This is a genomic window from Arthrobacter gallicola, assembly GCF_014836775.1.
GTDB classification, from domain to species: domain Bacteria; phylum Actinomycetota; class Actinomycetes; order Actinomycetales; family Micrococcaceae; genus Arthrobacter_B; species Arthrobacter_B gallicola.
In genome coordinates, this window is record NZ_JACSQD010000002.1 from 103,328 (window position 1) to 129,789 (window position 26,462).

Annotated in this window: 34 protein-coding genes and 1 tRNA gene; 20 read left to right on the top strand and 15 right to left on the bottom strand. The window is 65.7% G+C overall.

All coding sequences use genetic code 11. The annotated features are described in order from the left end of the window. Positions 1-67: 67 nt before the first annotated feature. Positions 68-140, bottom strand: a tRNA-Ala gene (locus tag H9639_RS04810). Positions 141-366: 226 nt separating this feature from the next. On the opposite strand from H9639_RS04810, the gene H9639_RS04815 reads away from it, so the two are divergent. Continuing rightward, a complete protein-coding gene (locus H9639_RS04815) occupies positions 367-774 on the top strand; it encodes a four-helix bundle copper-binding protein (protein WP_449657880.1) in 408 nt (135 codons plus the stop codon). Beyond that, positions 774-1,100 (top strand): hypothetical protein, encoded by a 327-nt coding sequence (locus tag H9639_RS04820; protein WP_191807007.1) that lies wholly within the window; start codon positions 774-776, stop codon positions 1,098-1,100. The genes H9639_RS04815 and H9639_RS04820 overlap by 1 nt, the downstream gene beginning before the upstream one ends. Positions 1,101-1,121: 21 nt before the next feature. On the opposite strand, the gene H9639_RS04825 is transcribed toward H9639_RS04820, so the two are convergent. Then, positions 1,122-1,427 carry a hypothetical protein gene (locus H9639_RS04825; RefSeq protein WP_191807008.1) on the bottom strand — a complete coding sequence of 102 codons (306 nt, stop codon included), beginning with the start codon at positions 1,425-1,427 and terminating at the stop codon, positions 1,122-1,124. After that, on the bottom strand, positions 1,424-1,945 hold the full coding sequence (locus H9639_RS04830) for a mycothiol transferase (RefSeq protein WP_191807009.1): 522 nt from the start codon (positions 1,943-1,945) through the stop codon (positions 1,424-1,426). Before H9639_RS04830 ends, H9639_RS04825 begins: the two co-directional genes overlap by 4 nt. 138 nt (positions 1,946-2,083) lie before the next feature. Here H9639_RS04830 and H9639_RS04835 point away from each other — a divergent pair, with 138 nt between their 5' ends. From H9639_RS04835 to H9639_RS04885, 11 genes are all read left to right on the top strand, one after another. Beyond that, on the top strand, positions 2,084-2,308 hold the full coding sequence (locus H9639_RS04835) for a hypothetical protein (protein ID WP_191807010.1): 225 nt from the start codon (positions 2,084-2,086) through the stop codon (positions 2,306-2,308). Positions 2,309-2,431: 123 nt separating this feature from the next. Next, positions 2,432-3,379: a metal ABC transporter substrate-binding protein gene (locus H9639_RS04840; RefSeq protein ID WP_191807011.1), complete on the top strand. Its 948-nt coding sequence runs from the start codon at positions 2,432-2,434 to the stop codon at positions 3,377-3,379. Continuing rightward, entirely contained in the window at positions 3,376-4,164 is a 789-nt protein-coding gene (locus tag H9639_RS04845; protein WP_191807012.1) for a metal ABC transporter ATP-binding protein, read from the top strand. The genes H9639_RS04840 and H9639_RS04845 overlap by 4 nt, the downstream gene beginning before the upstream one ends. Further along, a complete protein-coding gene (locus H9639_RS04850) occupies positions 4,161-5,051 on the top strand; it encodes a metal ABC transporter permease (RefSeq protein WP_191807013.1) in 891 nt (296 codons plus the stop codon). Before H9639_RS04845 ends, H9639_RS04850 begins: the two co-directional genes overlap by 4 nt. Beyond that, complete coding sequence (locus H9639_RS04855) at positions 5,048-5,761, top strand: IclR family transcriptional regulator (protein WP_191807014.1); 714 nt, start codon at positions 5,048-5,050, stop codon at positions 5,759-5,761. Before H9639_RS04850 ends, H9639_RS04855 begins: the two co-directional genes overlap by 4 nt. A gap of 109 nt (positions 5,762-5,870) precedes the next feature. Continuing rightward, on the top strand, positions 5,871-7,832 hold the full coding sequence (locus tag H9639_RS04860; protein ID WP_191807015.1) for a heavy metal translocating P-type ATPase: 1,962 nt from the start codon (positions 5,871-5,873) through the stop codon (positions 7,830-7,832). Positions 7,833-7,868: 36 nt separating this feature from the next. Next, positions 7,869-8,222, top strand: coding sequence for a nuclear transport factor 2 family protein (locus H9639_RS04865; RefSeq protein WP_318241980.1), 354 nt, complete (start codon positions 7,869-7,871; stop codon positions 8,220-8,222). A gap of 46 nt (positions 8,223-8,268) precedes the next feature. After that, positions 8,269-8,994 carry a hypothetical protein gene (locus tag H9639_RS04870; RefSeq protein ID WP_191807016.1) on the top strand — a complete coding sequence of 242 codons (726 nt, stop codon included), beginning with the start codon at positions 8,269-8,271 and terminating at the stop codon, positions 8,992-8,994. Between the two features lie 48 nt (positions 8,995-9,042). Then, a complete protein-coding gene (locus H9639_RS04875) occupies positions 9,043-9,750 on the top strand; it encodes a hypothetical protein (RefSeq protein WP_191807017.1) in 708 nt (235 codons plus the stop codon). A gap of 221 nt (positions 9,751-9,971) precedes the next feature. After that, positions 9,972-10,913, top strand: coding sequence for a choloylglycine hydrolase (gene bsh, locus H9639_RS04880; RefSeq protein WP_191807018.1), 942 nt, complete (start codon positions 9,972-9,974; stop codon positions 10,911-10,913). Position 10,914: 1 nt separating this feature from the next. Continuing rightward, on the top strand, positions 10,915-11,316 hold the full coding sequence (locus H9639_RS04885; RefSeq protein ID WP_191807019.1) for a (R)-mandelonitrile lyase: 402 nt from the start codon (positions 10,915-10,917) through the stop codon (positions 11,314-11,316). A gap of 24 nt (positions 11,317-11,340) precedes the next feature. Here H9639_RS04885 and soxR read toward each other — a convergent pair whose 3' ends face one another. Then, positions 11,341-11,853, bottom strand: coding sequence for a redox-sensitive transcriptional activator SoxR (soxR, locus tag H9639_RS04890; protein WP_191807020.1), 513 nt, complete (start codon positions 11,851-11,853; stop codon positions 11,341-11,343). 63 nt (positions 11,854-11,916) lie between these two features. Between soxR and H9639_RS04895 the strand changes: the two genes are divergently transcribed. The 4 genes from H9639_RS04895 to H9639_RS04910 all read left to right on the top strand — a co-directional run bounded on the left by H9639_RS04895 (position 11,917) and on the right by H9639_RS04910 (position 14,837). Next, positions 11,917-13,200, top strand: coding sequence for an MFS transporter (locus tag H9639_RS04895; protein ID WP_191807021.1), 1,284 nt, complete (start codon positions 11,917-11,919; stop codon positions 13,198-13,200). Positions 13,201-13,433: 233 nt separating this feature from the next. Then, positions 13,434-13,640 carry a hypothetical protein gene (locus tag H9639_RS04900; protein ID WP_191807022.1) on the top strand — a complete coding sequence of 69 codons (207 nt, stop codon included), beginning with the start codon at positions 13,434-13,436 and terminating at the stop codon, positions 13,638-13,640. Positions 13,641-13,831: 191 nt separating this feature from the next. Beyond that, on the top strand, positions 13,832-14,161 hold the full coding sequence (locus H9639_RS04905; protein ID WP_191807023.1) for a hypothetical protein: 330 nt from the start codon (positions 13,832-13,834) through the stop codon (positions 14,159-14,161). Positions 14,162-14,267: 106 nt separating this feature from the next. Continuing rightward, positions 14,268-14,837 (top strand): DapH/DapD/GlmU-related protein, encoded by a 570-nt coding sequence (locus H9639_RS04910; RefSeq protein ID WP_191807024.1) that lies wholly within the window; start codon positions 14,268-14,270, stop codon positions 14,835-14,837. Between the two features lie 91 nt (positions 14,838-14,928). Here the strand turns inward: H9639_RS04910 and H9639_RS04915 are convergent, their stop codons facing one another. Then, positions 14,929-16,008 (bottom strand): alkene reductase, encoded by a 1,080-nt coding sequence (locus H9639_RS04915; RefSeq protein WP_191807025.1) that lies wholly within the window; start codon positions 16,006-16,008, stop codon positions 14,929-14,931. 284 nt (positions 16,009-16,292) lie between these two features. On the opposite strand from H9639_RS04915, the gene H9639_RS04920 reads away from it, so the two are divergent. Beyond that, positions 16,293-17,438, top strand: coding sequence for a baeRF2 domain-containing protein (locus H9639_RS04920; protein ID WP_191807026.1), 1,146 nt, complete (start codon positions 16,293-16,295; stop codon positions 17,436-17,438). Positions 17,439-17,789: 351 nt separating this feature from the next. Here H9639_RS04920 and H9639_RS04925 read toward each other — a convergent pair whose 3' ends face one another. From H9639_RS04925 to H9639_RS04950, 6 genes are all read right to left on the bottom strand, one after another. Then, positions 17,790-18,188, bottom strand: coding sequence for a hypothetical protein (locus H9639_RS04925; RefSeq protein ID WP_191807027.1), 399 nt, complete (start codon positions 18,186-18,188; stop codon positions 17,790-17,792). Between the two features lie 52 nt (positions 18,189-18,240). Beyond that, positions 18,241-18,666, bottom strand: coding sequence for a hypothetical protein (locus H9639_RS04930; protein WP_191807028.1), 426 nt, complete (start codon positions 18,664-18,666; stop codon positions 18,241-18,243). Positions 18,667-18,844: 178 nt separating this feature from the next. Next, positions 18,845-19,366: an adenylyl-sulfate kinase gene (locus tag H9639_RS04935; RefSeq protein ID WP_191807029.1), complete on the bottom strand. Its 522-nt coding sequence runs from the start codon at positions 19,364-19,366 to the stop codon at positions 18,845-18,847. Positions 19,367-19,382: 16 nt separating this feature from the next. Next, the gene (locus tag H9639_RS04940; RefSeq protein WP_191807030.1) at positions 19,383-19,598 is read right to left on the bottom strand and encodes a hypothetical protein; all 216 of its coding nucleotides are present in this window, start codon (positions 19,596-19,598) and stop codon (positions 19,383-19,385) included. 236 nt (positions 19,599-19,834) lie between these two features. Next, positions 19,835-20,050, bottom strand: a complete 216-nt coding sequence (locus H9639_RS04945; protein ID WP_191807031.1) for a helix-turn-helix domain-containing protein — start codon at positions 20,048-20,050, stop codon at positions 19,835-19,837. A 12-nt stretch (positions 20,051-20,062) separates the two neighbouring features. After that, positions 20,063-20,518 carry a MarR family winged helix-turn-helix transcriptional regulator gene (locus H9639_RS04950; RefSeq protein WP_191807032.1) on the bottom strand — a complete coding sequence of 152 codons (456 nt, stop codon included), beginning with the start codon at positions 20,516-20,518 and terminating at the stop codon, positions 20,063-20,065. 62 nt (positions 20,519-20,580) lie between these two features. On the opposite strand from H9639_RS04950, the gene H9639_RS04955 reads away from it, so the two are divergent. After that, complete coding sequence (locus tag H9639_RS04955) at positions 20,581-20,949, top strand: VOC family protein (RefSeq protein WP_191807033.1); 369 nt, start codon at positions 20,581-20,583, stop codon at positions 20,947-20,949. 109 nt (positions 20,950-21,058) lie between these two features. Here the strand turns inward: H9639_RS04955 and H9639_RS04960 are convergent, their stop codons facing one another. Then, positions 21,059-21,913, bottom strand: a complete 855-nt coding sequence (locus tag H9639_RS04960; protein ID WP_191807034.1) for an aldo/keto reductase — start codon at positions 21,911-21,913, stop codon at positions 21,059-21,061. Between the two features lie 195 nt (positions 21,914-22,108). Between H9639_RS04960 and H9639_RS04965 the strand changes: the two genes are divergently transcribed. Beyond that, positions 22,109-22,879: a carboxymuconolactone decarboxylase family protein gene (locus tag H9639_RS04965; protein WP_191807035.1), complete on the top strand. Its 771-nt coding sequence runs from the start codon at positions 22,109-22,111 to the stop codon at positions 22,877-22,879. Positions 22,880-22,891: 12 nt separating this feature from the next. On the opposite strand, the gene H9639_RS04970 is transcribed toward H9639_RS04965, so the two are convergent. From H9639_RS04970 to H9639_RS04980, 3 genes are read right to left on the bottom strand one after another with little or no spacing between them, the layout of a single operon-like run. Further along, positions 22,892-24,496, bottom strand: a complete 1,605-nt coding sequence (locus H9639_RS04970; RefSeq protein WP_191807036.1) for an alpha-amylase family glycosyl hydrolase — start codon at positions 24,494-24,496, stop codon at positions 22,892-22,894. Then, positions 24,493-25,383 (bottom strand): carbohydrate ABC transporter permease, encoded by an 891-nt coding sequence (locus H9639_RS04975; protein ID WP_191807037.1) that lies wholly within the window; start codon positions 25,381-25,383, stop codon positions 24,493-24,495. The genes H9639_RS04970 and H9639_RS04975 overlap by 4 nt, the downstream gene beginning before the upstream one ends. After that, entirely contained in the window at positions 25,380-26,390 is a 1,011-nt protein-coding gene (locus H9639_RS04980) for a carbohydrate ABC transporter permease (RefSeq protein WP_191807038.1), read from the bottom strand. The genes H9639_RS04975 and H9639_RS04980 overlap by 4 nt, the downstream gene beginning before the upstream one ends. Between the last annotated feature and the right edge of the window lie 72 nt (positions 26,391-26,462).

The window sequence follows — 26,462 nt, forward strand, 5'->3', positions numbered from 1 at the left end:
CCCGGCCCCGGGCCGGAACAATGAAAAACACCCCGGTCCGAGGACCGGGGTGCCATCTGTAAATCCGTGGAGCTTAGGGGAATCGAACCCCTGACCTTTTCATTGCGAACGAAACGCTCTACCAACTGAGCTAAAGCCCCGTGCCCTGACTGCCGCCCGGCACCGAAGCACCGGATCACCATCGAATAACAGCCTTGTCAGGCTACGCCGATTCTATGCACTCGCCTAGGTTGAGGGCAAAATCTTCCGTCCTGGTTGAGGCCAGCCGAAGGCCACAGCTACGCTCGAAGCAGTGCGCGGCGGGGTGCACCGGGGGCGCGGATACCCTTCCGGCGCTGCCGCCCGGAACCGATGAAGGAGCCCACCGTGAGCCTGATCAAAGACATGCTTTCCTCCCATCCGGCAGGCAACTCGAATGTGGATATGGAAGCCCTGGCACGGTGTATCGAGTCGTGCTTTGACTGCGTGCAGACCTGCACCGCCTGTGCTGATGCGTGCCTGAGCGAGGACATGCTCGGGGACATGGTCAGCTGCATCCGCACCGACCTGGACTGCGCCGAGGTCTGCGCTGCCACCGGAAAGGTCCTGGCCCGGGCCGGCAAGGACTATGCCTCCACTGTGGATCTGGTCCGCGCGTGCGCTGCCGCCTGCCGGCGGTGTGCCGAGGAATGCCAGCAGCATGCCTCCGCCCACGACCACTGCCGGATCTGCGCCGAGGCCTGCCACCGCTGCGCTGCAGCCTGCGACGCCCTGCTGCTCACGATTTCCGCCTGATGGTGCAGGACCACCGGGTTGTCGTCCTGCACGCATCCAATGAACCCGCCGACGTCGAGCGGGCACTGGCCGCAGCGGAAACCCTGCGGACCAAGGGACTACCGGCCCATGTGCGGATCATCGTCAACGGCGCCGCCCTGGACGGACTGACCGGCACCGAACCCGTCAGCCTCCCGCCGGACACCGAAGTTGAAGCCTGCCTGGTCGGAATGGGCAAACGGGGCATCACCACCAACCAGCTCCGGCCCGCCGTCCGAACAGTTCCTGCCGCGGTGGCCGCACTGGCACAGGCCCAGTTCGACGGCGCTGCCTACATCCGGCTCTGAGGACCCGAAATCAGGCCGGCTTCACTTCCGTGAACGCAGCCCCCGCACCAGGATCCAGACGATTGGCGTCATCGCAGCAATGAGCGTGATGGGGTTCGGCCGGAACTCCGCCGGACCTCCCTCGCGGCCGGCATAAACACCCAGTGGAACCACCAGTCCCCCGGCACCCCCGCCGCCGTCGCCGTCGGCCTCTCCGCCGCCGCCGAAACCGGCCTGCACCAGTGCCACCGGCACCAGGGTTTCACCGCCGACCTGCACGGGCTCGCCGTAGGCCTTGCTGACGGCGGTGGAACGGAAGGTTTCGGCGAGCTCTGCCAGGATGTTCATGACCCCATACTTCCCCCCGCGAGCATCCCGCGGATGTAGGCGGCCTGCCCGGCGTGTTCCAGGCAGTCAGCCAGGGAGCTGATCAGCCGGACACCGAGCGTCACCGGCGGATCCCAGGAGGTGTCCACCACCTGGTCCAGGTCTTCGGGCGTCAACCCCGAGACGAACGCGACCGTCCGCGCGCTCACGGCGTCGTAATAACCCTGCAGCACCTCAGCGGACTGCACCTGGACCTTGGCCACCTCCTCGGAGGTGTGCCCGTAGCCGGTGTCCTCCACCATCAGCGGCAGGCCCACCCGGCTTGCCCATCCCTCCGCCGTCCACACCTGCTGGTGCCCGGCCATGGGAGCAATCTGGGCATCCTCCACCCGCGCCAGGTGCCAGATCAGCCAGGCAATGGAGTTCCCCTGGGGATACGGCCGGTGGTTCAGCTGCTCGACGGGCAGGTCATGGAGGACCCGCCGAATGGTCCCGGGCAGCCGCCCGAATGCGTCAATGAGCAGGTCGCTCGGTTCCATGACACTCCAATACGGATAACTGGACGACGACGACGGCCGCCGGATGGATTGTTGCCTTGCCGACATCGTTCCACCGTGAAGGAAAGAAAAACACCACGGGCCCGTTCCAAGCGGCCGAAGCGGTCCTAAACTGACCCGATGGAGTGGATTGATGAACGTCCCGCCTGGCTTCCTCCCATTCCTCCCCCGCACCGTGGACGAATGCGCATAGTGGCCGGGATGCTGCTGGTGATCGGCGTGCTGGTCACCGTGCTGGTGACTGCTTTTCTCGGCGGAATCATTTCCATGTTCCTTTTCTGGCCGCTGGCCGGCGGAATGCTCCTGCTGATCTCCGGACTCCTGAGCCGCCGCCGGCTGCCCTGAGCACCGCCGGCCCCCTTTGGTGGATGACGCTGCACCCAGCGGTTCTGGATAGCCCAGCGGTTCTGGAGAAAGTTCGGTATGCCGAACTTGTTTAATCGACATACCGAACTTAGGGTACTGCTCATGCCCTTACCTTCCCTGTCCCGCCGGCTGGCAGCGTTGCCCGCCGCCGTCTTGCTGCTCACCCTCTCCGCCTGCGCCGGTGCCTCCGGCTCCCCCGAAGGAGGCTCGCCCGGAGGAGACGACGGTAAACCCGTTGTCCTGACCACCTTCACCGTCCTGGCGGACATGGCCCGCAACGTCGCGGGGGAACACCTCCAGGTCGAGTCGATCACCAAGCCCGGGGCGGAAATCCACGGTTACGAGCCCACCCCCGGAGACATCCGCCGCGCTGCCGGCGCGGACCTCGTCCTGGACAACGGCATGAATCTCGAGGCCTGGTTTGAGCAGTTCACCGCCGATCTGGACGTTCCACGCATCACCGTCAGTGACGGCGTGGAACCGATCAGCATCACCGAAGATGCCTACGCAGGACTCCCCAACCCGCACGCCTGGATGTCTCCCCTGAATGCCATGATCTACGTGGACAACATGGCGGATGCCTTCGCCGGCCTCGACCCGGACCACGCCGCAGCCTTCCGGGCCAACGCCGAGACCTTCAAGGCCGAACTGCAGCAGATCCAGGACCAGCTGGTCACGGACCTCGGGGCACTGCCGGCGAATCAGCGGGCCCTGGTCACCTGCGAAGGAGCGTTTTCTTACCTCGCCCGCGACGCCGGCCTGACCGAACGCTTCATCTGGGCGGTCAACGCCGAGCAGCAGGCCACTCCGCAGCAGATCACCGCCGTGATCGGTTTCATTCGGGAAAACGAGGTTCCGGCCGCATTCTGCGAATCCACTGTCTCCGACGCCCCGATGAAACAGGTCCTGGCGGCAACCGATGCGGAGTTCGGCGGCATCCTCTACGTCGACTCGCTCTCCGAAGCCGGCGGCCCGGTTCCCACCTACCTGGACCTGATCCGGCACGACACCCGCACCATCGTCGATGCCCTGACCGGGAGCACCTCGTGAATCCGGCGGATGGGACGGCGGCACCGGCCCTGGAACTGGAGGCGGTGACGGTCCGGTACGACGACGTGACGGCGCTCGACGGCGTCAGCCTCACCGTCGAGCCGGGCCGGGTCTGCGGACTGGTCGGCATGAACGGTTCCGGCAAGTCCACGCTCTTCAAGGCGCTGATGGGCCTGCTCAAACCTGCCGCTGGAGAAGTCCGCATCGCCGGGCTGCCGCCCGCCAAGGCCCGGAAGGCCGGGCTGGTGGCCTATGTCCCGCAGAGTGAAGACGTGGACTGGAGCTTCCCGCTCTCCGTCCGGGACGTGGTGATGACCGGCCGCTACGGACACATGGGCCCCAGCCGCCGGCCGCGCCCGGCGGACCGGGATGCCGTTCGCGATGCCCTGGCACGGGTGGAACTGCAGGACCTCGCGGACCGGCAGATCGGCCGGCTCTCCGGCGGGCAGAAGAAACGCGCCTTCGTGGCCCGCGGAATTGCCCAGGGCGCCTCGGTGCTGCTGCTGGATGAGCCGTTCGCCGGCGTCGACAAGCGCTCCGAAGCCACCATCACCGCCCTGCTGCGCCAGCTGGCCGCCGAAGGCCGCACCATCCTGGTCTCCACCCACGACCTGCACGCTTTGCCGCAGCTGGCGGATGAAGCCGTGCTGCTGCTGCACCGGGTCCTGGCTCACGGGACGCCGGAAGAGGTGCTGCAGCCGGCGCAGCTGGCCCGGGCCTTCGGCCTCAATGTACTGGCGGACGCCGGCGCAGGATCCATCGCCGCAGACCGGAGCCGGCCATGATCGAAGCCCTGCTGGAACCGCTGGCCTACGACTTTATGGTCCGCGCCCTGGCCACGGCGGTGATTGCCGCCGTCGTCTGCGGGGTGCTTTCCTGCTGGCTGGTGCTGATCGGCTGGTCCCTGATGGGCGACGCCGTGTCCCATGCCGTGCTGCCCGGCGTCGTGCTGGCCTACATTGCCGGGGTGCCGTTCGCGGTGGGCGCGGTGGTCTTCGGGTTCCTGGCGGTGGGGCTGATCGGCCTGGTCCGGGACACCTCCCGGGTGAAGGAGGACGCCGCGATCGGCATCGTGTTCACCACGCTCTTCGCCGCCGGTCTGGTGCTGATCTCCGTGACACCCAGCCAGACGGACCTGAATCACATCATCTTCGGCAACCTGCTCGGCGTCAGCACGGGCGACCTGCTGCAGATCGGCATCCTCGCCGCCCTGACCCTGGCCGCACTGCTGTTCAAGCGCCGCGATTTCACGCTGTACGCCTTCGATCCCACCCATGCCCACGCCGTCGGCCTGAATCCGCGGGTGCTCGGGGCGGCCCTGCTGGGACTGCTGGCACTGACCGCCGTCGTCGCGCTGCAGGCCGTGGGCGTGGTGCTGGTCGTGGCGATGCTGATCATCCCCGGTTCCACCGCCTACCTGCTCACCGACCGCTTCTCGCGGATGCTGCTGATCGCCCCGGCGACGGCGGCAGCCTGCGCCGGGGCCGGGATCTACGCCAGTTACTACCTGGATACAGCGACCGGCGCCATGGTGGTGCTGGCCCAGGGCTGCGTGTTTACCCTCGTCTACCTCTTCAGCCCGCGCCAGGGTGTGGTGAGCCGCACACTGTCGGCCCGCCGCCGGCGCAGAACAGCGGCCCGGCAGCGCACTGAGCCTATGATTGGCGCATGACTTCTGCGTCCACGGGTGCCGGTTCCCAGTCCCAAACCCTCTCCCGCGGTATCCAGGCCCTGGAGCTGCTGGCGGACTCGGAAGCACCGCTGAGCATCGCTGAACTGTCCGCCGGCCTGGGTGTCCACCGGTCCATTGCGTACCGGATCCTGCGCACCCTGGAGGCGCACTCGCTGGTGATGCGCGACGACGCCGGCCGGGTCTCCGCTGCCCCCGGACTGGCAGCGCTGGCCCGGGGAGTCTCCCGCGACCTGCAGTCCGCCGCCCTGCCGGAGCTGACCATCGTGGCCAATGAGCTGTCCATGACGGCGTTCATCGCGGTGTGGGACCAGCACGACTGCGTCACCCTGGTGACCGTTGAGCCCCGGCACAGCCGGACCGCACTGATCCAGCGGCCCGGAACCCGGCATTCGTTCACGGTCGGAGCTCCGGGAATCGCCATCCAGTCCGCGGTGACGGAGGAGCATTGGAACCGGCTCGCTCCGGGGCAGCCCTACCGGCCAGAGGCCCGGCTGGCCCGCGAGCGCGGCTATGCCACCAGCTACAGCGAGGTGATTGACGGCGTCGGCGCCGTCGCGGCACCGATCCAGGTGCCCGGCCAACTGCCGGCGTCGTTGTCCGTGGTGTACTTCGGCTCCGGGAAGGACGAGGCTGGCATCGGCGCCCGGCTGATGGAGAGCGTCCGGCTGATCGAGGCGCAGCTGCGCTAGCTTCCCGCTGCCTAACCCGGCATGACCGAACCGGAACGGGCGGGTTTTGCCGGGTTAGGCAAGCATTCTCTTGCTGGAAAAGGGCCGCAGATAGGCTTACAACAAGAGCATGGTCTTCAACCGTGGAACTGCTGCCCGGACCGCTGCCAGCCGGGCGCTGCGGCGCTATCCCGTCGTCGCCGCCACCGTGGTGGTCATCGCCGTCGTCCTGCTCCTCCTCGGAGCCGGAGCGGACACCACGGCGCAGTGGATCGCCACCCTCTTCACCCTCGGCGTTGTGGGGCTGACAAGCGTGGGCATGGTGCGGGATATTCTGCGCGGACACTGGGGGCTGGACATCCTGGCTGTTGTCGCTATGCTCGCCACGGTTGCCGTCGGCGAGTACATCGCGGCGCTGATCATTGTCCTGATGCTCTCCGGCGGGGAAGCGCTGGAGGACTATGCCGCGGGACGAGCCAAGCGCGAGCTGAACGCGCTGCTGGACCGCGCTCCGGACGTTGCGCACCGGCTGCCCTCGGGCGTGGACACCGGCGAGCAGGTTCCAGGTTCCTCCAACCACAGCCAGGGCCCGGCGGAGGACATTCCCGCCACCGAGGTCGCGGTCGGGGATGTCCTGCTGGTCAAACCGGCCGAAGTGGTCCCAGTGGACGGCGTTCTGCTTTCCGACGCCGCGTCCTTCGACGAATCCTCGCTCACCGGTGAGTCGCTGCCCGTGGCCCGCATGGCCGGAGACACCGTGATGAGCGGCTCGGTGAACGGCACCCATGCTGTCCGAATCCGGGCCACAGCGACGACGGCGGACAGCCAGTACCAGCGGATCGTCGCCCTGGTGCAGGAGGCCTCGGAATCGAAGGCTCCCGTGGTGCGGCTCGCGGACCGGTATGCCGTGCCGTTCACCGCCGTGTCCCTGCTGATCGCCGGGATTGCCTGGGCCGTGTCCGGGGATCCGGTCCGGTTCGCGGAGGTCCTGGTGCTGGCCACGCCCTGCCCGCTCCTGATCGCCGCACCGGTTGCCTTTATGGGTGGGATGAGCCGGGCTGCCGGCAGCGGCATCATCGTCAAGGGCGGAGCGGTCCTGGAACAGCTTGCCCGGGCGCAGAGCGCTGCCTTCGACAAAACCGGCACCCTGACCTACGGCCGGCCCGAACTGGTGGCGGTGAACCCGGAACCCGGTTTCAGCGCTGATGACCTCCTGACGCTGGCCGCCTCAGCAGAGCAGTACTCCTCCCACGTCCTGGCGGCCTCCGTCCTGGCCGCCGCGGAACAGCGCGGCCTGCACCCTGCACCGGCCGACACCGCGCAGGAAGTCGCGACCAACGGCGTCGAAGCGCTGATCGGCGGCCGCACGGTCCGGGTTGGCAAGCGCCGGTTTGTCGCCGAAGTGGATCCGCAGACGCGTCCGGTGGACCTGTTCCCCGGCCAGATGGGCGTCTACCTCAGCGTCGATGGCCGATTCGCCGGCACCCTGGTGATGAGCGACACCGCCCGGGACAACGCGTCCGCCACCCTGGACCGGCTGCGGGACCTCGGCATCACCGAAACCGTGATGCTCACCGGTGACGGGCTGGCCACCGCGGAGAGCATGGCAGCGGAGGTGGGCATTACGGACGTCCAGGCCGAGCTGCTGCCCCAGGACAAGGTCGCCGCTGTTGCCGCCCTCCCGCACCGCCCGGTGATCATGGTGGGCGACGGCGTCAATGACGCCCCGGTGCTCGCCGCCGCCGATGTCGGAATCGCCATGGGAGCGCGAGGTTCCACCGCTGCCAGCGAATCTGCCGACGTCGTGATTGTGGCCGATGATATTTCCAAGGTGGCAACCGCCGTGGACATCGGCAGGCGGACCCTGCAGGTGGCGCTGAGCAGCATCTGGCTCGGGATCGCACTGAGCATTGTGCTGATGCTCGTGGCGTCCTTCGGCCTGATTCCTGCCGTGGCCGGGGCACTGACCCAGGAACTCGTGGACCTGGTGGCGATCCTCAACGCGCTGCGGGCACTGCATGGCCGGAAGCTGTTCCGGCGGGAGGCGAAAAGGACTACTGTACAGACGGCTGAAGTCTCAGGTTCCGTCTGACCCGGAACCTCCCCGACCCGCAAGGAGGGGTCACGCGTGAGCATCCAAGGGGAACAGGCCCGCCACTACATGGACGGTTTCCGGCGCAGCGATCACCAGGCGATCCTCGCCTGCCTCACTGACGACGTCGTCTGGCGCATCCACGGCGCCCGCACCACCCGGGGCAAGGCGGAGTTCGACGCCGAAATCGGCGCTCCCGGGTTCGAGGGCAGCCCGGATCTGAGTATTGAGCGCCTGATCAGCTCCGGGGACACCACGGTCATTACCGGTTCGGGCCACAGCAGCCATCAAAGTGTCGTCGGGCCCATCCATTTCAATTACTGCGACGTCCTGACCTTCCGGGACGGGCTGATCAGTGAGGTTGACTCCTATATGGTGGCGGTTCCCTGACTGCAGGTGCCTCCCCCATCAGGTTCCTTTCGAGCAAGGACAGATCATGCCTGGCACCTACGTCATTGAAGAAACGCACAATCCAGTGGTTTTTTCGGACAGTCCTGACTCGCCAGCCGCTGACTTTCTGGTCGAGGAAAGGCCCCGGTCGATCCGGGACCTCTACCGCCTCGGAATCATCCACCCGGCTATTCCGGAGGATGATCTGCACGACATCCAACGGAGTCTGGAGCATTCCGTTGTGCCCGATGTGGTTTTCTCCGAGGGGAATCACGGTGTTGTATCGGCCCGCACGGTCCAGGGCGTGGCGGCCATTCCGCCTGAGGTCGTGATGGCGCGGGAAGTGATCAGCCGTGCAACGGCGATGCTGATCGCCCGGGGCCACCCGCCGGCCCTGGCGAGGCTGACGGCTGAAAAAGGCGCCCGGTTCATCTCCCCGGTCCGTGATGCTTTCCCGGTGTGGCGGGAGGTCCGGTTCCCAAACCTCGATTTGGAGGTGCGGGGCCTGCTGTTTCTTAAGCGTTCGATCAATGCGCTGACTGCCCTGAACGTGCGGTTCCACGAGCACGGCTGGATCTTTCCGGAAAGCAGCCATTTCCTTCTCACCTGCAACGAGATGGTCGGCGTTCCGCGGAAACCCTGGGAAGTTCCACTGGTGATGCAGGAAATGAGCAAGCCAGGTCCCCATCCGCCCATCGCGGGTTACACGGACCGCCTCTCGGTTGCGGAGATTTTCGCTCGTGCGGAGGCTGTCACAGCCACCTGGCGCTGACCTTCGGCCGTCAAACCATGCCTACCCTTTCCGGAACAGGAGACCATCATGGGCGGAATCGACAAACGCGGAACGGACGGCGGAGAAGGAGCGCCGGGCGCCATTGGAGGTGAGGGACCGGCAGGACAAGAGGGGTTCGATGCGGTCTGCAGCGGCTGGTTTTTCGTCGGAGACACCGGCTCCACCCGCGGCGGGCGCGGCGGCGACGGCGGCCCCGGCGGTCCCGGGGCGGATGGCCTGCCGGGAGGCAAAGGAGGCACCGTGGAACTGCACGTGCGGGTCCTCGGCAGTGATGTCGTCGTCGACGCGTCCGGCGGCAACGGGGGTAAAGGCGGCAACGGAGGCAAAGGCGGCAAGGGCGGAACCGGTGGCAAAGGCGGCGACGGAAACAGCTGTGAACCCGGTGCCTACGGAGGCGGAGGCGGCAACGGCGCCCAGGGCGGCGTCGGCGGCAAGGGTGGTGACGCGGGCGCGGCCGGCGACATCCTGGTTTTTTACGTGTCTGATCAGAGCGGCGGCCAGAGCATTTTTAAGGCGAAGTCGGGAGACCCGGGAAAGGGCGGGGACCCGGGTCCGGGAGGAGACGCGGGAATCACCGGCGCAAACGGCGACAGAGGCGACTTCAGCCACGCCACCACCGATCCCGGCGAGCCCTCCACACCCGGAATCGCCGGAACCAGCGGCGCACCCGGCGCTAAGGGCGCACCGCGTGATGACAAGGACAAGGTCAAGTTCCAGCAGGTCACCGAGGTGTAACCCGCACGTCCTGGGACGAGACCATCTGCACGAAATACGTGTGCGGGCGTTCGGGTTTGGTGAGGATGCTGCCGTGGGTGCGGGGTCCGGGCCTACCCTGAACAGGGCAGAGGAGTTTCGGGCCGGACAACCGGCCCTGTTACTTCCCAGCAGCGTCTCTGGCAGGGGGCCACCGGGCAGGCGAAGCCATTCACCGCTTCGCCGGAACAGGGAGCATCAGCATGTGCACAGGCATTCGGTTCGGCAGTGACAGCGTCTACTTGGCCCGCAACCTGGACTGGACGTCCGGCTACGGGGAGCGGGTGGTCCTCACTCCCACCGGGTACGCCACCAGATCGCCGTTCGGCGCGGTGCCGGGTATCCGCCACGCCGTCATCGGCATGGGCATTGTGGAGGAGGACACACCGCTCTACTTCGACTGCGGCAACGACGCGGGCCTGGCCGTTGCCGGCCTCAACTTCCCGGGCTACGCGGACTACGCTCCGGAACCGGCCGACGGGGCGGTGAACGTCGCCGCGTATGAATTCCCGCTCTGGGTGGCGTCCCAGTTCGCCAGTGTTGACGAGGTGCAGGCCGCGCTCGGCAACGTCGTCATTGTGGACAAGCCGATCAACGAGAAGTACCCGAGCTCGCTGCTGCACTGGTTCATCGGTGACTCCAAGCGCGCCATCGTTGTGGAGTACACAAGCGACGGTATGCACGTCTTCGATAACGACGTCGATGTCCTCACGAACCAGCCCGGCTTCCCCTGGCACCACGAGAACCTGCGCAACTACCTCAATACCTCGCCGGAGTTCCCAGAGAAGGTTGTGCTTGGCCGGGCGGATCTGGTTCCGTTCGGCTCCGGGTCCCTGATGCGCGGAATCCCCGGCGACTACTACTCGCCGTCGCGGTTTGTGCGGGCGGCCTACGTCAACGCCCACTACCCGGACCAGACGACCGAGGAGGCAAACGTCACCCGCGCATTCCACACCCTGCAGCAGGTTGCGATGGTGGAGGGCTGCGCAGCCATGGGCTCGGGCGAGTTTGAGAAGACCATCTACACCGGGCTCTTTTCCTCCCGGACGATGTCCTATTACTGGAACACCTACGATGACCCGGCGATCCAGCGCGTTGCGATGGCCGACCATGCACCCGGAGGCACAGAGCTGGTGGTCGTTTAGCATGAATATTGAACCCACTGTGCCGACCACCAAGAATCCACCGGAGCAGTTTGCCGGCGACGTGTGGCTGGATCCGATTGCCCTTCCCCACGAAAGCGACCAGACGATGGTTGTCGCGACTGTCCGCTTCGCCCCCGGCGCGCGAACAGCTTGGCACTCCCACCAGCACGGCCAGTATCTGCGTGTCACCCAGGGCGTAGGCCGGTTCGGTACCCGGGACGGGAAAATTTTCGACGTCCACCCCGGCCAGACGCTCTACACCGCTCCCGGTGAGGAACACTGGCACGCGGCCGCACCCGGCTGCTTCATGGAACACATCGCCATGACCCAAAACGGTGCCAACCCGTCCGAGACCACGACCTGGGGTGAGCACGTCACCGACGACGAATATTACGGCCGGTAAACGACGGCGGATCGTTGTCCGCGGTTAATGCACCTCAGGGGAATCTCTCGTGGGCGCAGGTTTGCGGCCACCACGCGGCGTCGACTTTGAAGGCATCTTCCAGCGGGCGCCAGGTCCTTGAGCTGCAGCTTGGTCCGAGGGGTTGAGGATGCCGCAGGAGGACATTGAAAGGCATCCGCACCCAATGCAGTCCTCCAGCGATCTGCGCAGCTCCTCCAGTTCGCTGATGCGCTGGTCAATCCGGGTTTTCCACGGCTCGCTCAGCTGGCCCCATTCCTTCGGTGAGGGAGCGCGTTCCGCCGGCAACTGGTTCATCGCGGCTTGAATCTCAGCGATAGACAACCCAACCTTTTGAGCTGCCGCGATGAACGCCAAACGTCGAAGGACACTTCTGCCATAGACCCGGCGCCCGGCTACGCGTTGTCTGCTGGAGACCAGTCCGCGCTCTTCGTAAAAGCGAACCGCTGAAACCGATAAACCCGATCGTGCCGTGACCACTGAAATCGGCAGCAGAGTTTCCGGCTTGGTTTGCTTCATTTGACGAACGGTACCGGATAAATATTTGCGCTCAAGTTAACTTGAGCGCATACGATCGCCGGCATGCCTGCCCCCGTTCAACTCTCCTATACACAATCCCTGAAGAATCCCCGTTTGGCGTCATTCCTGGCCGGGGACATGCTCTCGAGAATCGGCGACGGAATGACCCTGGTCGCCCTGCCCGTCCTGGCCCTTGAGCTGCGCGGCACCTTGGCACCTGCTTTTGTGCTTTCGATGGTTTACGCCATTCCCCTGCTGGCCCCGCTGCTGGTCAGCCTCTGGTTCGGGCTGGGCACCCGCCGTTTCGACCCGGGAGCCGTAGTGGCTGCCGATGCGTTGCTGCGCTCGTTCTTCTACGGCATTGCAGCGCTGCTGGCCCTGACCGGGTCCCTGTCGCTGGGGTGGCTCGTGGCGCTGCTCAGCGCAGGTTCCATCCTGCGGCTGCTCGCTGCGAGCGGAAGGCGCTTGTTCGCCCTGAACCTGGTGGGACCGGCTGGTGCCTATGCCGTCAACGGCATGATCGGCACCTCGCTGGGCGTAGGAATGTTCATTCTCGGTCCCGTTTTCGGAGGCCTCACCCTCACTTCCGGATCGGCGGCGCCAGCCCTGCTGTGCAATGCGGGCACGTATTTAGTCCTGCTCGCTGTCCTCTGGGCTGGGAAACGGCACCATTCCGGCGCCATCCCTTCCGCTCCAACCGCCCGTTCCGGCAAATCCGGGATAGCGATTCTGCGGTCCCGGCCGCAGCTGATGCAGTTATTCTGTGTGTTTTTTGTTTTCGACCTTTTTTACGCGCCCGTGGAAGTGGCCCTGCCGCTTTTGCTAATGAACGACCTGAACCTGCCGTCCCCGGCACTCAGCGCCCTTTGGACGTCATACGGCATCGGCGCTCTGTTGGGAGCCCTCTCGGTGAACTACCTCCGCAGGCTTCCCGCGGTCCCCATACTGCTGGCCGTTATCGTTGGCTGGGCCCTATCCATGGCAGCTCTCGGGCTGGCAACATCGGGGACAGCTGCGTATCTGATCTTCGCGGTCGCCGGACTGGTGTACGGGCCGTTCAACCCGCTCGTCTTCGTTGTTCTTCAGCAGCAGGTCCCACCGGAGGAACAGCAGCCGGTGTTCACGCTCTGGACTGCTGGCATCACGCTTGCCATGCCCCTTGGCCTGGCCCTGGCTGGGCCACTTGTCTCCGCTCTGGATGCACGTGGTTCCCTGATCCTGTCCGCCGGAGTGTCTCTGGGCCTCGCAATGTGCGCACTCTGGATCCTCCGGAAACAACTGGGCCGGAAAGCCGCAAATGAACCATCAAGTGGTCAGGTGCTGCGGAAATCCAGCACAAACAGGTAACCGCAGGTGCAGACACGAATGCGGTAACGGTTTAGCCTTCAGGTCACCGGAGTACAGGCTTCGGGCAGTCTCATCCCTGGGGAGTCTGATGCCGACCACTACGTCAGCGTTGCGGCCGTTTTTCTTGGCCTTTCTGCTACTGACCAGACCGCACGTCCTAGGGGATCGAGGCAACCATTAAACGCCTGCTCGTAGAACTGCTCTTTCTTGGACCATTCTGCCTCCTGGTCTGGATGTACTCCGACTACGGGTGGATCGCAGCCGTAGTTACGGTAACCATCATGTTCCTCACCGCGGACCTCGCCGCGCGATGGGGCAGTGCCCAAGCCGCAGAGACCGCGAAGTACAAAGAGGAATGGCTCGTCAAGCGCAAGAAACGTCCGAAGTCGGACGGCAGTGACAGCCGAAGAGGCGAGAAGAAGGACGACTCGTCCAACTGACGGGCGCATCCGACCGGCAATTCTTGGGTGCTGTAGGGTGGCCGGAACATTAGGTCGACGTTGACCAGCCCAGTCTCCCCCAGGACCACCCGCTGGCACGCAAAACGCTGGGAGGCTGTATGCGCGCGAAAGTCCTGCCTGTTCTTGGTGTGAGTGCCCTGCTGCTGTGCGGTTGCACGCAAGCCGCCTCGGTGCCTGAACAGGTGAGCGTGGAGAACGCCATGTACCCCGAATATGCAGCGGGTGAGAGGGAGCTCGGCAGCGTGAGCGGATCCGGGACAGCCTCGGGTGGATTCGGGCCCGCCGGTGCCGCCGTCGCCGTCTACCTGGTTTGCCAGTTCGGCGGCGAATTGACGGTGAATGTTGCCAATACCGGAAAGACCACCATCCCCTGCGGCACCCGGGAGGATCCGACCCGTACCGTCTTTGAGCTGGACGCCACGGTGGCGGTGCTTTCCGTGGACGTGGAGTCGGCGGAAGGTTCTGCCTGGGCTTTGACGGTGACGGATGCCGGCGGATAGCGGGCCGGCCTCCGCAAGCCAAACGGATCCATCGCCCCTTGCCGTGCCCAACCGATACGGTGAGTCTGAGGGGCGCTGTGGATAAGCGCCTCGGATAAGGACCCACTTGGAACTCGACGATCTCCTCGCCGCCCTGAACGCCGGCGAGACCATAACCGCCGGCTCACCCCTGCACGAGGCCATGCACCACGCCAGCCAGCAGGCCCTGCTCATTACCGGGGAACTCAACACCGGCTACCACGAACCGGCCCGGGTACGGGAACTGCTCTCCCAGCTGACCGGGAGGCAGGTGGATGAAACCGTGGCCCTGTTCCCGCCGTTCTCCGCTGACTTCGGCAGGAACATCACCCTGGGCAAGCGGGTTTTCATCAACTCCGGCTGCCGGTTCCAGGATCAGGGCGGCATCAGCATCGGCGATGACTGCCTGATCGGGCACAACGCCGTCCTGGCAACGCTCAATCATGACCTCTCACCGGCCAGGCGCGCGGACATGCATCCGGCTCCGATCATGCTGGGCCGGAACGTCTGGCTTGGCTCCAACGTCACGGTGCTGCCCGGTGTGAGCATTGGGGACGATTCCGTCGTGGCTGCCGGCGCCGTGGTGACCAAGGATTTGCCGGCCCGCTCGCTGGCGGTCGGCGCCCCTGCCCGCGTGATCCGGTCGGTGGAGGACTAACGTTCCGCCGGGGTGAATTCAGGCCAAGAGAACGACGGCGCCCCTCCGCAGTGCGCGGAAGGCCGCCGTCGTTGACTAGGGCAGCACTCGGCTAGGAAACCGGAGCCAGCTCCGGGTAGTCCGTGTAGCCTGCGGCACCGTCGGTGTAGAAGGTGGCGTAGTCCACTTCGTTCAGCGGCAGGTCTTCCTGCCAGCGGCGGGCCAGGTCCGGGTTGGCGATGGCGGGACGGCCGACGACGACGGCGTCCGCCAGGTCTTCGGCCAGGAGTGCGACGGCGTCGTCGCGGGTCGTCATCACGCCGAAACCGGTGTTCAGCAGCACCGGACCGCCGAAGCGGCGGCGCAGCCCCTGGACCAGGTCATCGGCCGGGTCCTTGTGCAGGATGCTCAGGTACATGGGCTTCAGCGGCGCGATCCCGTCAACCAGGGCGTTGTAGGTTGCCAGCACGTCCGCGCGGTCCGCCTCCAGGACCCCCTGGATGTTGTGTTCCGGCGAGATGCGGATGCCGGTGCGCTCGGCGCCAATGGCCTCGGCCACCGAGTGGAAGGCCTCGATGATCAGCCGCGCCCGGTTTTCCGGGGAGCCACCGTAGGAGTCGGTGCGCTGGTTGGTGGCGGGAGACAGGAATTCCTGCAGCAGGTAACCGTTGGCACCGTGCAGCTCAACGCCGTCGAACCCTGCCTTCATCGCGTTCACCGCAGCTGCCGTGAATTCCTGGACGACGCCGGGGAGCTCTGCTTCGGTCAGGGCGTGCGGCACCGGGTAGGGCTGCTTGCCCTCGTAGGTGTGCGCCATACCTTCGAGCGCGATGGCGCTGGGGGCGACGGCGCCGCGGCCGCCGTTGATGTTCTCATGTGCCACCCGCCCGGAGTGCATCAGCTGGGCCACAATCCGGCCGCCGGCGGCGTGCACGGCGTCCGTGACCCGCTTCCAGCCGGCCACGTGGTCCTCGGTGACCAGTCCCGGCATCCGGGTGTTTCCCTGGCCGGTGAAGGACGGGTAGATGCCTTCGCTGACCATCAGGCCCAGCGAGGCCCGCTGGCGGTAGTAGTCCACCATGATGTCGGTGGGCACACCTTCGAGGTCTGCACGCATGCGGGTCAACGGGGCCATCACGAGGCGGTTGGGCAGTTCCACGGCACCAAGTGTCAACGGGGTAAAGAGGTTCACTGAGGGTTCTTTCTGTCGCTCGCCTCAGGGCTGATCGTGTCCTGGGCTGAAGTTTGTACATCAGAACAAGCGGCAGGAGTGGCGGGGATATTCCGGATAGCGGGGGAAGTCACATCCGGTGGCTTCCGGCGCACCCCTGATCCGGGAAGTCCCCTGCAGTTCGCAGCTGGGCGGTTCAGACCGGTGCAGCACCGCAGCCCCTATAAATGGCGCAGACGCGGGTGCTAGCGTGGATCACGGATTGAATCACTGCAGGGCCGCGGCCGTGCAGGAAGGAGATCGACATGACCCGGCAACTCCACGAATTTGCTGACCTCTACCGGCGCAAGGGCCCCTGGTGCCTCGCGTATGTAGATGCTTCAGCGGGGACTACAGACAGCTTGGAAGCTGCGGAAGTCCGTCCGGGCGATGTCAGGAAGGCGCTCGCCAAACAGGGTGCCTCCCGCGAGGACCAGGAAGCCGCGGAGACCGCGGTGCTTCCCGCGGACGGCTATCCCTCGCCGGTGTCGCGGTTCCTCCTTGTCCAGCAGGGCGCGGTGGCCTTGAACGAGGTGCTGCCCGGCCCGCTCGTGCTGCCCGAACGGGTGTCGCTCGATCCCATCCCGGATCTCTTGCCGCTGCTCAAACACCGGCCCGAGGAACTGCCCTATATTGTCGCCGAGGTTTCCCGCGAGGATGGCGAGATCCGGCTGCAGTATGCCGGCCTTAGCCGTCCCGCCTCCGTTCAGGATGTGGAGGGCGAGACCGAGGACATCACCAAACTGCCGGCAGGCGGCTGGTCGCAGGACAAGTTCCAGCGGCAGACCGAGCAGATCTGGCGGCGGAACGCGGATCAGGTCGCCGAGGAGATCGACCGGATCGTCGACAGCAGCGGAGCCCGGCTCATTGTGCTGGCCGGTGACGTCCGGGCACGGGGCCTTGTGCTGGATCAGCTCGCTGAAGCGCACAAGGGTTTGGTCAGCATGATCGATTCCCATCCCCGCCCGGCGGGAACATCCAACGGGCATTTTGAGGACGAGGTTCAGGAACGCGTCGCCTTGTTCTGGGCCGAGGAGCAGGAGCAGATCATGGACCGGCTGGCCCAGCAGGAGGGGCAGGCCAATCCGGAATCCGCCATGGGCTTTGGCCAGGTGCTGACCGCACTCCAGCAAGCCCAGGTGGAAATCCTGATCCTGAACGACGGCGCGCTGGCCGACCGCCAGCTCTTCGCCCTCGGTGCCGAGCCCTGGGTGGCCAGCGCAGAGGAACAGACCCTCGGCGCGGAGGTCCTCGGCAAGGTTCCCGCTCCTGCGGCTTTGGTCCGGGCGGCCGCCCTGACCGACGCCAGTCTCCTGCTGGTGCCCGACGGCGTCCTGCCCCACGGCACCGATGCCGCCGCGCTGCTGCGCTGGCCGACCGGACCCGAGGCTCCGGGCGGGAAAGCTCCCTAAGCCGGGCCGGCCGGTGGTTGGCCGGGTGGCTGGTGGTTGGGCGGTGGCTGGTGGTTGGTGGCGTTTCCCTCCGTTTTGGGAAAACCCGACCGTTCCGGGAACCGTTTCCCTCCGTTCTGGGAAAACCCGGCCGTTGTGTGCCACGGTTTCCCTCCGTTCTGGGAAAACCCAGCCGAGATGAGGTTTCCCTCCGGAGCGCGGCGGGAGGAAAATCCCCTAACGGTCGATTTAACCCAAAACGGAGGGTTTGGCGGTCATTCGCGCTGGTACCTCGAAGCGCAATGCTGCATTCTGTGAAGCCAGCTTCTAGTGTCTGTTGGGTCAACGAGACGCACGCTTGCCGCCGGGAAACTAGTTTCGGGCCCAGCCGCAGATGCCGGGTGCTTCCGTTGCCGCCGGTCCTGGGTAGCCCCGGCCGCCGGGCGCGCTTTCGCACAACTCTTCAGCGGCGGCCTTGCTCAAGCTGTACACGGGCGGCGACGCTGCAACGAGCAGCAGCACAACAGTACAGAGGGACAGCGCCCATGCCCGGCGGTTCGTCGTGGCTCGCTTCATCAGGACACCGGTGACAATCGCCGCGAGGGCTGCCGCGAGGAAAGGCAGGCCGGTCGCCGCCTGAGAATATCCGGCACCCGATGTTCCAATAAACGACACAAAGCTGACCGTTGAGAACAGGACAACGAACAAGACGGGGAGGAACGTGGGGATGAGTACCCACAGCACCAAGAGAATCGGCCGGTCTGAACGCACCGGTGCCCTTCGGCCCGCGGCGCCTTGTCCGGCACTCAACGTTGTCCGGCGCTCAACGCAGTTCGGCGATCGCGGCGTTCTGCTGCGCCGCGCGGCACAACTGCTCTTCGCGCTCTTCGGGGCTGAGCTTGTTCCAGGCCCGGGACTGGCTATCGATTTGAGCCGCCGAGTAGCCCCGGGACATCATCTCCTCGGGCGACAGCAGCACACTGTTTTCCGGGCCGATCATATTGTTCCGGTCCAGTTCCGCGCCGGGACCGTTCGCGTAGTCGGCGGAACAAGCGGCGAACGGTTCGTAGACCGCTGTGGCAGGATCATCCCCCAGCTCAGGAAACCCAGTGGCCGACGGCGGCAGGGCGGCGAGCGCTGCAACCGACGGATCCGGGCTGGTCGCCGGTGCGGTGTCGTCTCCACCAGACGCAGTCATTGTGCCGATCCCCAGGGCAAAGCCGCCCAGGATCGACAGACTGACGACCATTCCTACCGACGGTTTCCGGATCATGATGGTTCCCCCGAACCTCTAGCGTCACACCCCACCGGCGCGACGGCCTCAGCCTAGCGGAAGGCGCAGAACTTCCGTACCCGCTATCGAGTCACGTCCCGCTACCCGTAGCGGTAATAGAGAATCCCTCCGGGCGGCCTGGCGGGAAGCGGAGTTAAGCCCAGTCAGTGAGCGAAAGCAGCTGGGCCGCGACCTCTGACGGCTGCAGCTGACCGGTATCGATCCGGTGCACGGAAGCCGGAACCTGCTCATCGAGCAGGTTCGCCATCAAGGCGCTGCGGCCCAGCAGGTCGGCGTCGATTGCTCCGTGATTCCGGCGCTCCAGTCGAGGGCGGACCTCCTCGTCGCTGCCGCACAGCAGAACCGCGGTGACGAGCGGATCATCGCCCAGGGCTGCCACCAGGCTCGGAAGTGTCAGCACTGCTGCGGTGTTGGTGTAGATGAGCCGGCGGTAACCCAGTGAACGGTAGGCGCCCCACATGGCGGCAAGGTTCTGTTCGGCGAGGTTGGCAGCCGGAAACGCCAGGTGAGGTGCGGGATGGGCGAGGTCGAGGTAATCGCCTTCGATGACGGCGTGGGGAACTCCGCGTTCAATGAGCTGTTCGTGGAGCTGCAGAGCCGCGGTGGACTTGCCGACGCCGGACCGTCCGCTGATGAAAAGCACGTGGGAGCGCATCTGGTGGCCCTATTGGTTAATTGTCCCGGTACCCGGCTCCGCCACGGTGGGCCATCGACGGCGCGGCCGGCTCGGGCGCCCGCCAGATGACGATGAGCAGAGTCGCGATGGGTCCCAGCAGTATTGAGAGCAGGAACCAGTTCCATCTGGAGCGGTTCTTCTGCTCAGCGAGACCCGCGTTAATCAAGGCAAGCGTGAACCAGAATGTGCCGGAGCTTACGTAGTTGTCCATCGGGACACTCAATCACAAGTGGCCGGAGCGGACGGAACCGACGTCCGGCACAGCAGGGATCTGCACTTGGATCGGCTTTTCGACGGAACGCCCTCATAGCTGTAGCCACCGTCGATATCCGCTGACCGTCCGTGCCCGGGACGTTCGAAGGCAGAGACCTGTTGGTTCCCCACCAGCGCATCGGACTGTTCCCGCCGCGATTCCAGCCACGAACGGCTTTACCCAATCGCCGGCTCCTACCATTGTGAAGCTGCTTTGACGTCACCGGACGTGAGCCGGCTTGGTGGTGGCGAAGCGAGCCCGGTATTCGTTGGCGTGATGCCCAGGCCATCGAGCACCAGCTGCTGCGCCCTGCCCAGGCGGACGCGCTCAACCCAGCGGGCCGGCGTCGCACCCAGCTCTGTCTGGAATAGGCGGGTCAGATGCCGTGCGCTGACCGCTGCGGCGTCCACTGCTCCGCGGGGCTAAGAGCGCACCTCATTTTCACTGCGCAGGGACTGAATCATGCTCTGCAGGATCCTGTATGCACCGGACTGCTCTTCCTGCGTCATCCCGCTGAGCATCCTGACCTCGACAGAACGGACTGCGGCGGTCGCCTTTCTGAGTTCCTCCCGGCCCCGCGGCGTGAGCTGCGTGGGAAGCACCTTTCCGATGCGGCCTTCCGCCGGCCGGACCACGTACCCGTCCCGCTCCAAGGCCTGCAGCAGAACATTCATTGATTGCCGGGTCACGAACGCGCCGCGGGCCAGCTCGGAGTTGGACAATCCCGGGCGCTGGGCGAGGAGTTCGAGGCACGAGTAGTGCGTCACGGTCATCCCGAGGGGACGCAGAACGGCTTCCATCGCTGCACGCAGTTCGCTCGATGCCTCTTTGAGGAGATAACCAAGCGAAGTTTCGAGGTGAATACCTTCTTGACCCATGTCAGTATTCTGACATACCGTGTGTGTGTCAGCTAACTGACACAAACGAAAGAAGATACCCCATGCCTGTCACCGGACCCGATTTCATCTCCCTCCAAGTGCGTGATCGGAGCTCCTCGCAAGAGTTCTACGAGCGTTACCTCGGTCTTGTCCGGTCTCCCGCTGGTCCGCCCCACGCCGTCGTCTTCGAGACGACTCCGATTGCGTTCGCACTTCGCGACGCCGTTCCCGGCACCGATCTCGCGTCCGTCAGCCAGCCCGGTGTCGGCGCTGCCATCTGGCTCCATGCCACTGACGTCCATGCCATCCACGATGCCCTGGTATCCGGAGGACACCGGATCGTCGCTGCCCCGATCGATGGACCCTTCGGCCGCACTTTCACCTTTGCCGACCCCGACGGCTACCACATCACGCTCCACGACCGGGCGTAACGGGGCACCCGTCAGAACCCAACAAGAGGCCGGGGTTCTGACGGGTGTCACCGGAGGTGTTGCGGAGGGACGAGCTTGACACAAGCCATAAGCCACCGGTGCGATGCGGTCACTTCCCACTGAACACCGGGAACCTGCTGGACTTCCCATAGTCCTTGATCTGCAGACCGTGGAGCGTGTCCATGTCCTGGTCGGCGATGACGAAGTCGACCTGAGCGTTGCTCCGCATGTGCTCCGGGTTCGCCGTCTTGGGTAGCGGGACGGTTCCGAGCTGGAGCACATAGCGGATGCAGAGCTGCGGCACGGACACCTCGTACCGGGCAGCGATGGCGGCCACTGCTTCATTCTTCAGGATCTCGCCGTGGGCAATCGGTGAATAGGCTTCCACCAGCATGTTGTTGTCGGTGCAGAAATCCAGAAGATCGTCCGGGGTGCTGCCCACATGAACCAGAATCTGGTTGACCTGTGGAGGAACAGTGCACGCCGAAAGGATGTTCTCCAGGTCCGGCTGTTCAAAATTGGAGACGCCGATCGAGCGGAGCTTACCGGCGTCGTGCGCTTCCTCCAGCGCCCGCCAGGCTTCCCGGTTGCCCTCGGCGTAGGAGCCGCCGCGCCAGTCGTTCCATGGCTGCGGACTGTGGATAAGCATCAGGTCCAGGTAGTCCAGGCCCATCAGGGCCAGTGACCCGTCAATGGCGGTGACCGCGTCCTGGTAGTCCTTGATCTCGGCCGCCAGTTTGCTGGACACGAACAGCTCTCCGCGCGGCACCCCGCTGCTGCGCACGCCCTCCCCTACCGCGTGCTCGTTTCCGTAGGCCTGTGCCGTGTCGATGTTGCGGTACCCGATCCCGATGGCGTCCCGCACGGCCTGCGCCGCGGCGTCGCCGGGGATGAACCAGGTGCCGAGTCCGAGCTTTGGGATCGGCAGTCCGTTGGCCAGCGTGTAGGTTTCGTTCAGGATCATGGGTCCTGCTCCTCGCGGATTGGAAACGGGGTGCCTTCCTCCGCCATGGTCCTCCGGTTTGCCAGCCAGGGGAATGGTTGGGGGCGGCTCGGCAGCTTCCATTGACAACCTCTGCCGGCGCCATGTTGCCGCGGGGCGTCCCGCATGCTTGCATGGGAGGGGCAGCGCCGCGCAGCACGTTCCAGGGAGCACACCATGGACGCAGAAAATCAGCCCAGCCCGTCCCGCCGGGAGCAGGCAGAGGCAACCTACGAGCGGCTGTTCGGGCCCCGGGACCGGGACGCCCACCAGGACGATCCCGAACTGATGGAGATCCTCCGCGGCTTCGTTTTCGGCGATGTCTTCGGCACCGGCGTGCTGGATGACCAGACCCGGGAACTGATCACGGTCACCGTCCTGGCCTGCCTGCAGACCCTGCCGCAGCTGAGCGCCCACACCGCCGCCGCGCTCCGGGTGGGCGTCCCCCCGGTGCAAATCCGGGAAGCGGTCTACCAGCTGGCACCTTTCATTGGCTTCCCGCGCACCCTCAACGCCGTCGCCGCAATGAATACGGTGTTCCGTGAGCACGGCCTCGAGCTGCCGCTGCCGGCACAGGGAACGGTCGACGACGGCGCCCGGTACCAGCGCGGGCTCGCCGAGCAGGAGCCGCTGTATGGGACAGAGATCAAGGACAACCTCGCGGACCTGCCGCAGCCGTTCAACGAGGCCCTCCCCCGGTTCCTGACCGAGTTCTGCTTCGGGGACTTCTACACCCGCGGCGGCCTGACCGTGGCGCAGCGGGAATTGCTGGTTCTGTGCGCCCTGGCCGCGATCGGCGACACCTCGGCCCAGCTCGGCCCGCACGGCCGCGCCTGCCTTCAGGTGGGTAATTCAAAAACGGTGATCATCGCGGCCCTGGTCCACTGCTTCCCGTACGCCGGTTTCCCCCGGGCGGTGGCCGCTATCCGGGCGGTGAAGGACCTCTAAGGGCAGCGCCGCCTAGGGTCGGTCCACGAGGATCCACGCAGCGCCGTCGGGTGGGAGGAGCCCTTCCGGAGTCAGCGGCGCTGACGAGAGCAGGACAGTGCCCTCCGGAAGCGGGACAGATGCATCGCCCATCGCCACGGCAAGCAGGAACTGCTCCCCGCGTGCGCACAGCAGCAGCCCATGGTCTCCAACGCGCCATTCGCAGGCATCACCGGGCGCGAAAATCTCCTTCTCCAGCAACTGCCCGCGCAGCCGGAGCGCGTCGGTGACCAGGTGCAGGGTCGACTCGGGATCCTTCCGGTGCGCCTCCACGGACCGCGAGCCCCAAGCAGGCGGCGTCGGCAGCCACGGGGCCGCAGTGCCGGCGGAAAAACCGTACGCGTTACCGGGTGCAGTGGTCCACGGCAATGGCACGCGGGCGCCGTCGCGGGACACGCCGCCGCGGGCCCACATGGGATCCGCGCGGGCGTGCAGGGGCACGTCGACGTCGGGCAGGTTGAGTTCCTGACCCTGGTAAATGTAGGCACCGCCGGGCAGTCCGAGGATGGCGAGCAGGCCCGCACGCGCGCGGCGGATTCCGCGTTCCCCGCCACCGAACCGGGTCACGGACCGGGGAACATCGTGGTTCTCCAGTGCCCAGGTCGGCGGCGCGCCGTGGGCCCTGCGGGCAGCTTCCAGCTCCGTGCCGACGGCGGCCCAGGCCGCGGCGTCCCAGCCCAGCTTCACGAAGGCATAGGCGAAGGCCTGGTGCATCTCATCCTGCCGGGTGTACCGGGCGGCACGGTCCGGTGCCAGGTTCACCTCGCCGACAAGGATCCGTTCAGGAGAGTACGTTTCGGCCAGCCGGCGCCAGCGCCGGTACACCTCGTGCACGTCCTCCTGGTCGGAGACCTGCGGGTTGGAGCGCAGGCCGTCGACGACGGCGTCGGTGCCCGCAGCGTCCGGCAGGCCGTCGGCCTTGAACAGGGCGTGGGCCACATCAATCCGGAGACCGTCCACCCCCTTGTCGAACCAGAACCGGAGCACGGCTTCGAAATAGTCCCCCACTGCCGGGTTGCGCCAGTTCCAGTCCGGCTGCTCCGGGGAGAAGAGGTGCAGGTACCACTCGCGGTCCGTGTCGGAGCCGGGGTTCACCCGGCTCCAGGCGCGGCCGCCGAAAACGCTCTGCCAGTTATTCGGCGGGGCACCGGCGTCGTTCCCGGTCTCGAAGTGGAACATTGCCCGTTCGGGCGAACCCGGCCCGGCGGCGACGGCGGCCCGGAACAGCGGATGCTCCGAGGAACAGTGGTTGGGCACCACGTCCAGGAGGATCCGCAGCCCCAGGGCGTGGGCCGATTCGAGCAGCTCGTCGAACTGCTCCATGGTGCCGAAGAGCGGGTCCACGCCGCAGTAATCGCTGACGTCATACCCCTGATCCACCTGCGGGGAGGGCTGGAACGGGGTCATCCAGATGCCGTCCACCCCCAGCGACGCAATGTAGGGCAGGCGCTCCAGCAGCCCGGCGAGGTCGCCCACACCGTCGCCGTCGCCGTCAGCGAAGGACCGCGGGTACACCTGGTAGATGACGGCGTCCTGCCACCACCCGGGCCGCTGTCCGCGGATCGCCGAGCCGCTCATTTGGTGCCTCCCGAGGTGAGTCCTTCGACGATGCGGCGCTGGAAGATGAGGACCATGATCACCAGCGGAATGGTGACGATCACGCCCGCTGCCATCTGCTCGCCGAAGGGCGCCTGGAACTCCGTGGCCCCGGTGAACTTCGAAATGGCGACCGTGGCGGTCTGCAGTTCGGGGTTGTTGATCATCGACAGCGCAATGATGAACTCGTTCCAGCTGTGAATGAACGTGAGGATCGCCGTCGTGAAGACGCCGGGCGCGGCCAACGGCAGGAGAATTTTCCGGAACGCCTGCCACTTGGTGCAGCCGTCGATCATCGCGGCCTCCTCCAGATCGAAGGGAAGCGCCTTCATAAACGTCGTCAGGTTCCAGACCGCCAGCGGAATCGCGAAGGACAGGTTGGGCACGACCATTGCCTGGTAGGTGTTGATCCAGCCAATGTCCGTGAACAGGCGCAGCAGCGGCACCACCACGGAGATGCCCGGGAACATGGAGGTGGCGATGACGAGCCCTAGGATCACGGATTTGAACCGGAAGTTCAGCCGCGAGATGGCATATGCGGCGAAGATTCCCAGGACCAGGGCCGCCGTCGTCGTAATTCCGGCGACGATCAGGCTGTTCAGGAGGGCCTTGCCAAACAGTGTGGATCCGTCGAAGACCTTCAGGTAGTTCTCCACGGAAAACGGTTCCGGGATCAGGGTGTTGTCGAAAATGTCTGCCGTGCGGCGGAAGCTCGAGACCAGCATCCAGTAGAACGGCGAGAGGCAGTACACAAAGATGGCCCCGAGGCCGGCGTAGGTGAGGTAATTCTTCCAGCCGCGTTTTTTGGGTGCGCGCTGCGGAGCGTCGTCGGAGGTATCGGTGCGGGTGAGCAGGGGAGTTTGGGTCATGAGACTGCCTTTGCTTTCCGGGAGGTGCCGGCCTTGCGGAGGGTGCGCAGCTCCTTGGTCCCGGCGACGTCAGCGCCGAGGATTTTCACAAAGGCGATCGCCACCACGGCCACGTAGAGGAACAGGATGATGGCGAACGCCGACGCCGAGCCGTAGCGCAGCTGGTTTGATTCGTCCCAGGCCAGCATCGAGAGGGTTTCGACGGATTGTTTGCCGGGACCGATCAGCACAAACGGCAGGTCAAACATTCGAAGGGCATCGAGGAGCCGGAAGAGCACGGCGACGAGCAGGGTCGGTTTCACGAGCGGAAGGGTGATGGAACCCAGCTGGCGCCACCAGCCGGCACCGTCGATGCGGGCGGCCTCGTACACCTCCGCTGGAATAACCTGCATACCGGCCAGGACCAGCAGTCCGATGAACGGTGCTGTCTTCCAGACTTCCGCGATGATTACCGCGGCCTTTGCCTGGAATCCTTCCGCGGTCCAGAGGATTTCCGTGCCGATCAGGGTGTTGGCGATGCCGTCCGATTGGAAGATCCAGCGCCACAGCAGTCCGGAGACGGCGGTGGGGATAGCCCACGGGATGAGGATGCTGGCCCGCAGGAGGCCGCGGCCGCGGAACGCCCGGTTCATGGCCAGGGCGAGGCACAGGCCGAGCACGGTCTCGAGGGTGACGGTGGTGATGGTGAAGAACGTGGTGTTGCCCAGGGCGTTGAGGAACCGTTGGCCGGACTCCCCCACCAGGAGGTCGGTGTAGTTGGCCAGCCCGACGAAGCTCTCCCCTTCAGCGACGAAGCCGTTCTCATCCAGCCCGGATTCTTCCCGGAAGAGCGACTGGTAGAGGGCGGACACCAGGGGGTAGGCGATGACCAGGCCAAGGACCAGCAGGGTGGGAGACAGCAGCAGCGCCGCCATCCTGCCTTCACCGCTGATGCGGCCGCCTGGCTTGGGTTTTCTGGGAGGTTGGCCGTCGGGACGGCGCGGAGGCGCAGCGGTAATGGTACTCATGGAGTTCCTAACTGGGCGGGAGGACGGGAATCAGGCCGGAAGGCGGCCGCCGGCACCGGCGTCGACGGCCGC